The organism is Agrococcus sp. HG114 (genome assembly GCF_024723325.1).
Lineage (GTDB): Bacteria > Actinomycetota > Actinomycetes > Actinomycetales > Microbacteriaceae > Agrococcus.
In genome coordinates this window covers 1-8,097 of record NZ_JANQCH010000105.1, presented here as the reverse complement: position 1 = coordinate 8,097, position 8,097 = coordinate 1, and the positions used below count along the sequence as shown (strand labels likewise).

The following is an 8,097-nucleotide window of genomic DNA, read 5'->3' as shown; positions in this document are numbered from 1 at the left end:
TGGACCGTCCAGCAGCTCGACCAGGGCGTCCTCGAATGGACCAGCCCCACCGGGCGCGTCCTCACCGACGAACCCGAGCCCGCCGGCCCCGTCTTCCGAGACCGCGGCGCCGATTACTGGGGCACCCCATCCGACGAACCAGCACGGTGCACCGCGAGCGACCCACCATGGGCGCACCTCCGCGATTGCGACTGCTCCCCCGCGCCGGCGACCGCGTAGCGCGCCCTCGGGACGACCAACCCACGCGGGCCTGCGAGCGCACACGCGCCGACCGCCACGGCATCCCTCACGCGCGCCACCGAGTGCGCGCGTTGGTCGGCCGTCGCGCGGCTGCTTGCCGACCGATCCGCGCACGCGCTGTCCCAGCGCTGGGTTGACGCCACACGCACGCGCTGTCCCAGCGCTGGGTCAACGCCACACGCACGCGCTGTCCCAGCGCTGGGTCAACGCCACACGCACGCGCTGTCCCAGCCCTGGGTTGCCGCCACACGCACGCGCTGTCGCAGCGCTGGGTCGACGCCACTCGGCCGTGAGCTCGCGCCGGCACGACAGGCACGCGGGGCGCGGTCGCGACGGCGGTCGTCGGGCGGATTGCGGGTAGCGTTGCGACGTGCGATCCAGGCCCGTGACCCGCGCACCGCGCCGCGGCTCCGCCCGCATGGGCGCAGCGCTCGTCGTGGCCTCGGCCACCGCGGTGGGACTCGCCGCGTGCATCGCGTCGCCGCCCTCGACGCCGGACGATCCCGCGATCCCGGCCAGCCCATCCCCCGTCTTCACCGACCTCAACCCGGCTCCCACGACCGACGGACCCACCGAGCCTCCGGTGCCGACGACCGCGCCGGGCGAGTTCTCCTATGGCGACACCGTCGTCGTGCACACCGATCGCGGCTCGACCTGGGAGATCACGGCGCTGCGCTCGATCGATCCCGCCGACTCGCTCGCCGCCCAGACCGGCGCCGTGCCGCGCGCCGGCGAGCGCTTCGTCGTGCTCGAGCTCGAGATCGAGAACGTCGGCGTCGTCACGACCCACCCGATGTTCGACATGACGTTCGCCTACCAGCCCGACGGCGGCCCCTTCTCGGACCAGAACTCCGCATCGACCGCGGCCGCGCCGCAGGATCTCGGCTACGTGTGGGAGATGGCGCCCGGCGATCGCGAGAGCGCGCAGGTGATCGTCGCAGTCCGCGCCGACGACCCGACCGGCTCGTGGGTCGTCAGCCCGTCGGCATCGGGGATCGACGGCGCGACCCTCTACCGCTGGCGCTGACCACCGGTGGCGCTGACCACCGCTGGCGCTGACTGCCGCTGACGCGGAGGAGCAGCGCTGTCGGCGAGGGCACGAAGCGCCCGCGCAGGGGCGGTGCCCGACATCAGAGCTGGCAGCCGGGGCACCAGTAGAGCTTGCGGCCCTGCATCGTGCCGATCGCCACCGCGGTGCCGCACCGGCGGCACGGGAGCCCCTCGCGCTTGTAGACCCAGTGGCGGTCGGCGCGGTTCGCGAGCGCCGCCGCGCGGCGCGCGCCGCGCAAGCCGTCGATCGTGAGCATCTGCCCCGTCTCGACCCCGATGCGCAGCAGCTTGACCCAGTCGCGCCACAAGCCCCGCAGCTCGTCGTCGGTCAGGTGCGAGCCCGGCCGATGCGGATCGATCGCCGCTCGGAAGAGCAGCTCGGCGCGGTACACGTTGCCGATGCCCGCCACGACCGACTGGTCCATGAGCAGCTGACCGATCGGCTGGTTCGACCGCGACGCCCGCTCGACGAAGCGCGCCTCCGCGTGGCGCCGCGACTCCGTGGGCGCTTCGGGGTCGGGCCCGAGCCGCTGCGCAAGCGCGCTCACCTGGGCGTCGTCGAGCACCTCGCAGACGGTCGGGCCGCGGAGGTCGGCCACCGCGCTCTCGGTGAGGATGCGCACGCGCACCTGCCCGATCGGGTCCGGCGGGAAGGCCGTCACCTCCGACGCCGTCTCCTGCTCCCCCGCCCGCAGGCGGGTGAGCCGAGGCGCCCCGATCGAGTGGATCGAATCCTCGAGCTCCCCCTCGGTGCCGGCGCCGCGCATCCCCGTCTGCCCCATGCGGCCGTCCGCGGCGAGGATCGTCGGGTCGAGCGAGATCGCACCCGCGAAGTCCCACGCGCCGTAGATCCCGAGGTGCACGTGCAGGGTCGGTCCGCCGAAGCCGAGCAGCAGGTGCTTGCCGATCGCCTCCGAGCTCGTGAGCTCCCTGCCGTCGAGCTCGGCGGCGCCGACCTCGAAGCGCCCCTGCGGGCTCGACACCCGGGCGACGCGGCCCACGAAGTTCGCCCGGAACTGGCGGGCGATGCGATGGACGGAATGCCCCTCCGGCATCAGCGGATCTCGTGGCCCGCGATGCCGCCCGTCGTCTCGTACTCGCCCAGCTGCGCGATGCGGCGCGCGTGCCGCTCCGCCCCGCTGAACGGCGTCGCGATGAAGGCGTCGATGATCTCGAGCATCTCCTCCTCCTCGTGCTGCCGCGCGCCGACCGCGACGACGTTCGCGTCGTTGTGCTCGCGCGCGAGCTCGGCGGTGCGCAGGCTCCACGCGAGCGCCGCGCGCACGCCCTCGACCTTGTTCGCCGCCATCTGCTCGCCGTTGCCGGAGCCCCCGAAGACGACGCCGAGCGCCTCGACCCCGTCGCGCTGGTCGCGCACGACCGCTCGAGCGGCGTTGATGCAGAACGCGGGGTAGTCGTCCTCGGCGTCGTACTCGACCGGGCCGTGGTCGACGCACTCGTGGCCGCGCTCGGTGAGGTGCGCGACGAGCCGCTTCGACATCTCGAAGCCGGCGTGGTCGGTGGCGATGTGGATGCGCATCACGCCTCCTGCAGGTCGGTGGCGAAGACGGGGCCGCGGGTCCGCGAGCGCTTGAGCTCGAAGAAGCCGTCGATCGACGCCGCGGCGACGATCCCGTCGAAGAGCTGGAGGGCGGCCTCGCCCGTGGGCGCCGGGCTCACGACCGGGCCGAAGAACGCGGTGTCGTCGACCGCGATGACCGGCGTGCCGACGTCGTCCCCGACGAGGTCGATCGCCGCCTGGTGGCTCGCGCGGAGCGCGTCGTCGTGCTCGTCGGTCTCCGCCGCGAGCGACAGGTCGAGGGCGACCTCGGCGAGCGCCTCGGCGACGATCGCGTCGTCGTCCTTCCGCCGCTCGTGGTGGATGCGCTCGCCGAGCGCGTCATACAGCGGCTTGACGACTCCGTCGCCGCCGGCGGCGCGAGCCGCGGTCACGAGGCGGGTCAGGCGCATCGAGCGCGGCATGCGCGCCGCATAGGCCTCCGGCAGGTCGCGCCCCTCGTTGAGCACCGCGAGGCTCATCACCTGCCAGTCGACGTCGAAGCCCCGCCGATCCGCGACCTCGCCGAGCCAGCGGCTCGTCATCCACGCCCACGGGCACGTGGGGTCGAACCACATCCGGACGCGCTGCGGGTGCTCGGTGCCTGCCTCGATGCTCATGCTCCGATGCTATCCGCGCACGCGGCGGGCGCCCGGCCGCGCGCCACTACGCTGGTGCTGACCCCACAGTCCCGCACCTGACGAACAAGGGAGTGCCAGCGTGCCCGGAGAGAACCTCACCCGCGCCGAAGCCCAGGAGCGCGCCGCGCTCATCGAGGTCGAGAGCTACGAGATCCACCTCGACCTCGCGACCGGCGACGAGGTGTTCCGCTCGACGACGACGGTCCGCTTCCGGGCGCGCGAGGGCGCCTCCACGTTCATCGACCACATCTCGCGCGAGGTGCACTCGGTCGTGCTCAACGGCGTCGACCTCGACCCGGCGACCGTGAACGACGGGGTCCGCATCCAGCTCGACGGCCTCCGCGACGAGAACGCGCTCACGGTCGTCTCCGACGCGCAGTACGTCAACACGGGCGAGGGGCTGCACCGCTTCGTCGACCCCGTCGACGGCGAGGTCTACCTCTACTCGCAGTTCGAGGTGCCCGACTCGCGCCGCGTCTTCGCCGTCTTCGAGCAGCCCGACCTCAAGGCGACGTTCCGCTTCACCGTGCAGGCGCCTGCCGGGTGGCAGGTCGTCTCGAACCAGCCGACGCCCGAGCCGGTCGTCGAGGGCGAGCTCGGCACGTGGAGCTTCGAGCCGACGCCGCGCATCTCGAGCTACATCACCGCGCTCGTGGCCGGCCCCTACACCGTCACCCGCTCGGAGCTCACCTCGCGCGACGGCCGCGAGATCCCGCTCGGCATCTTCTGCCGCGCCTCGCTCGCCGAGCACATGGACGCCGACTACATCTTCGACATCACCCGCAAGGGCTTCGCGTTCTTCGAGGAGCAGTTCGGCGTCGCGTACCCGTTCGACAAGTACGACCAGCTGTTCGTGCCGGAGTTCAACGCCGGCGCGATGGAGAACGCCGGATGCGTGACGTTCACCGAGACGTACGTGTTCCGTGCCCAGGTGACCGACGCCATCCGCGAGCGCCGCGTCGTCACGGTGCTGCACGAGCTCGCCCACATGTGGTTCGGCGACCTCGTGACGATGCGGTGGTGGAACGACCTGTGGCTCAACGAGTCGTTCGCGGAGTGGGCGTCGACGCTCGCGACCGCGGAGGCGACCGAGTGGAAGGGCGCCTGGACGACGTTCCAGGCGATGGAGAAGACCTGGGCGTACCGCCAGGACCAGCTGCCCTCGACGCACCCGATCGTCGCCGAGATCCACGACCTCGAGGACGTGCAGGTCAACTTCGACGGCATCACCTACGCCAAGGGCGGCTCGGTGCTCAAGCAGCTCGTCGCATGGGTCGGCCTCGAGGCCTTCATGCAGGGCGTCGGCAACTACTTCGAGAAGCACGCGTGGGGCAACACCGAGCTGACCGACCTCCTCGCCGAGCTCGAGGACGCGAGCGGCCGCGACCTCGGCGAGTGGAGCCGGCTCTGGCTCGAGACCGCGGGCGTCAACACCCTCCGCCCGCACATCGAGACGACGCAGGACGGCATCATCACGTCGTTCTCGATCGAGCAGACCGCACCGGGCGAGTGGCCGACGCTGCGCCCCCACCGCCTCGCGATCGGCTTCTACGACGAGGCCAAGGGCACGCTCGTGCGCCGCGAGCGCATCGAGCTCGACGTCGACGGCGAGACGACCGTCGTGCCGCAGCTCGTCGGCCACCTGCGGCCGTCGCTCATCCTGCTGAACGACGAGGACCTCGCGTACGCGAAGATCCGCCTCGACGAGCAGTCGAACGCGACGGCGCTCGCGCGCCTCCGCGACATCGAGGACCCGCTGGCGCGGGCGCTCGTGTGGGGCGCCGCGTGGGACGCCACCCGCGACGGCGAGACGCCCGCGCGCGACTACGTCGAGCTCGTGCTCGCGAACATCGGCGCCGAGACCGAGTCGACCACCATCCGGCTCGCGCTCGCGCAGCTCGCGCAGGCGGCGCGCACCTACGTGCACCCGTCGCGCCGGGCCGCGACGATCGAGCGCATCGGCGACGGCCTGTGGACGCTCGCCGAGAGCGCCGACCCCGGCTCGGACGCCCAGTTCCAGTTCGTCGGCGCCTTCGCGGGCCTCGCCTCGACGCCGCAGCACGTGGACGCGCTCCGCGGGCTGCTCGACGGCTCGCGCTCGCTCGACGGGCTCGAGGTCGACGCCGACCTGCGCTGGCAGCTGCTCGACGGCCTCGTGCTGAACAGCGCCGCCGGTGAGGAGGAGATCGCGGCGGAGCTCGCGAAGGACGACACCGCGACCGGCCGGCAGTTCGCCGCGCGGGCGCGTGCGACGATCCCGACCCCCGCCGCGAAGGAGGCCGCGTTCGCCTCCGTCGTCGACGAGGCGGGCGCGTCGAACATGATCGTGCGCTACACGGGCCTGGGCCTCGTGCACGTCAACGACGCATCGGTGCTCGAGCCGATGATCGAGCGCTACCACGAGGCGATCCACGGCATCTGGGACACCCGCACCTACCAGGTGGCGGAGGGGCTGCTCGTGGGGCTGTACCCCTCGGTCGTCGCGACCGAGGCGCTCGCGACGGCGACGCGCGAGTGGCTCGAGCGCAACGAGTCCGCGGCGCCGGCGCTGCGCCGCATCATCGTCGAGCACCTCGCGGGCGTCGAGCGCGCGCTGCAGGCGCAGGAGCGCGACGGCTGAGCGGAGAGGGGACGGACGGCGTGGACTGGGCCGCATTCGGCGAGTGGTGGGGCGCGTGGGGCGCGCCCATCGGGGTGATCCTCACGATCCTCGGCGCGATCCTCGCGTACTGGATCGTGAAGCGGCTCATCGCCCGCGTCGTGCAGCAGGTCGTCTCCGGGGTCAAGCGGCGCGCCGACGCCGCCGACACCGAGGCGCTGTCGAGCTCCCCGCTCGCCCAGGTGCGGGTCGTGCAGCGCACGCGCGCGATCGGCAGCGTGCTGAACACGATCGTCGCGTGGGTGATCGCGGCGCTCGCGCTCATCCTCATCCTGAGCATCCTCGGCGTGAACGCCGCCTCCCTCGTCGCGATGGCCGGATTCCTCGGCGCGGCTGCGGGCGTCGGCGCGCAGGGCGTCATCAAGGACTTCCTGAACGGGCTGTTCATGGTGTTCGAGGACCAGGTGGGCATCGGCGACGTCGTCGACCTCGGCGAGGCGTCGGGCGTCGTCGAGTCCGTCGGGATCCGCGTCACGCAGGTGCGCGACGTGCACGGCACGCTCTGGTACGTGCGCAACGGCGAGATCGTGCGCGTCGGCAACAAGTCCCAGGGCTGGGCGCGCGTGATCGTCGACCAGGCCGTGCCGTACCACGCGGATGTCGAGGCGGTGGAGTCGCGCCTCGTCGAGGTCGCGACCGCCATGAGCGAGGAGCCCGAGTGGCTCGGCCGCATCATCGACAAGCCCGAGGTGTGGGGCATCGAGTCGGTGTCCGCGGAGGCCGTCGTGATCCGCCTGGTCGTCAAGACCCGCGCGAGCGCGAAGGACGACGTCGCGCGCGAGCTGCGCCGCCGCGTGAAGGCCGGCCTCGACGACCTCGGCGTGCAGCTGCCGTCGCTCCAGCAGGTCGTCGTCAAGGGCATGGAGGGGTCGCGCTGATGCAGTCGCTGCACGAGGCGGTCGGCGGGGAGCCGTTCTTCCGCGCGCTCGTCCACGAGTTCTACGAGCGGGTCTGGGCCGACGAGGTGCTGCGCCCGATGTACCCGGAGCACGACCGGGCGGGCGCCGAGGACCGACTGCGGATGTTCCTCGAGCAGTACTGGGGCGGCCCCGGCACCTACAGCGAGCTGCGCGGCCACCCGCGGCTGCGCATGCGGCACTTCCCCTACGCGATCGATCCCGACGCGCGCGACCGCTGGCTCGCGTGCATGCGGGGCGCGCTCGACGCCGTCGATCCCGCGCCGCTCCTGCGCGCCGAGCTCGAGGACTACTTCGAGCGCGCCGCGACCTCGATGCTGAACCGCAACCCGCTCATCCGCTGACCCATCCCGAAGGAGCGCCATGCCCGACGACGACGACGTGCTGGTGATCGGAGCCGGCCTCGCCGGGCTCGTGACCGCGTGCGAGGCGCTCGCGCGGGGCCGCCGCGTGCGCATCATCGATCAGGAGGGTCCGCAGTCGATCGGCGGTCAGGCGTACTGGTCGTTCGGCGGGCTGCTGCTCGTCGACTCGCCCGAGCAGCGCCGGCTCGGCATCGCCGACTCGCTCGAGCTCGCGCGCGTCGACTGGGAGGCCTCCGCCGGCTGGGATCGTGCAGAGGATGCGTGGGGCCGGCGGTGGGCGGATGCGTACCTCGAGTTCGCCCACCGGGAGCTGCGCCCGTGGCTGCGCTCGCTCGGGGTGCGCCTGTTCCCGGTCGTCGGGCACGCGGAGCGCGGAGCCCGCACGCGCGGGGGCCACGGGAACACCGTGCCCCGCTTCCACATCGTGTGGGGCACGGGGCCCGGGCTCGTCGCGCCGTTCACCCGGCTGCTGCGCGACGCGGTGCGAGACGGGCGGGCGACGCTGTCGTTCCGGCACCGTGCCGAGCGCCTGCTCGTCGAGGACGGCCGCGTCGTCGGCGCGGCCGGCTCCCGGCTCGCGCCGGATCTCACCGTGCGGGGCGAGCCGTCGAGCCGCGAGGCGGTGGGCGGGTTCGAGCTGCGCGCCGCATCGGTCGTGGTCGCGACC

The 8,097-nt window shown here is 72.8% G+C and carries 8 protein-coding genes; 5 read left to right on the top strand and 3 right to left on the bottom strand.

Features of this window, described 5'->3' with window-relative positions; genetic code table 11:
- Positions 1-610 precede the first annotated feature (610 nt).
- Positions 611-1,267, top strand: coding sequence for a hypothetical protein (locus NWP09_RS09990; protein ID WP_258275363.1), 657 nt, complete (start codon positions 611-613; stop codon positions 1,265-1,267).
- Positions 1,268-1,370: 103 nt separating this feature from the next.
- Here NWP09_RS09990 and NWP09_RS09985 read toward each other — a convergent pair whose 3' ends face one another.
- From NWP09_RS09985 to NWP09_RS09975, 3 genes are read right to left on the bottom strand one after another with little or no spacing between them, the layout of a single operon-like run.
- A complete protein-coding gene (locus NWP09_RS09985; RefSeq protein ID WP_258275362.1) occupies positions 1,371-2,345 on the bottom strand; it encodes an Fpg/Nei family DNA glycosylase in 975 nt (324 codons plus the stop codon).
- Positions 2,345-2,830, bottom strand: a complete 486-nt coding sequence (locus NWP09_RS09980) for a ribose-5-phosphate isomerase (RefSeq protein ID WP_258275361.1) — start codon at positions 2,828-2,830, stop codon at positions 2,345-2,347. Before NWP09_RS09980 ends, NWP09_RS09985 begins: the two co-directional genes overlap by 1 nt.
- Positions 2,830-3,468 (bottom strand): DsbA family protein, encoded by a 639-nt coding sequence (locus NWP09_RS09975; protein WP_258275360.1) that lies wholly within the window; start codon positions 3,466-3,468, stop codon positions 2,830-2,832. The genes NWP09_RS09980 and NWP09_RS09975 overlap by 1 nt, the downstream gene beginning before the upstream one ends.
- 100 nt (positions 3,469-3,568) lie before the next feature.
- Between NWP09_RS09975 and pepN the strand changes: the two genes are divergently transcribed.
- From pepN to NWP09_RS09955, 4 genes are all read left to right on the top strand, one after another.
- Positions 3,569-6,109 carry an aminopeptidase N gene (pepN, locus tag NWP09_RS09970; protein ID WP_258275359.1) on the top strand — a complete coding sequence of 847 codons (2,541 nt, stop codon included), beginning with the start codon at positions 3,569-3,571 and terminating at the stop codon, positions 6,107-6,109.
- 20 nt (positions 6,110-6,129) lie between these two features.
- The gene (locus NWP09_RS09965) at positions 6,130-7,026 is read left to right on the top strand and encodes a mechanosensitive ion channel family protein (RefSeq protein ID WP_258275358.1); all 897 of its coding nucleotides are present in this window, start codon (positions 6,130-6,132) and stop codon (positions 7,024-7,026) included.
- A complete protein-coding gene (locus NWP09_RS09960) occupies positions 7,026-7,409 on the top strand; it encodes a globin (RefSeq protein ID WP_309137114.1) in 384 nt (127 codons plus the stop codon). The genes NWP09_RS09965 and NWP09_RS09960 overlap by 1 nt, the downstream gene beginning before the upstream one ends.
- Before the next feature lie 19 nt (positions 7,410-7,428).
- On the top strand, positions 7,429-8,097 hold a 669-nt coding region (locus tag NWP09_RS09955), incomplete at its 3' end, for an FAD-binding protein (protein WP_258275357.1).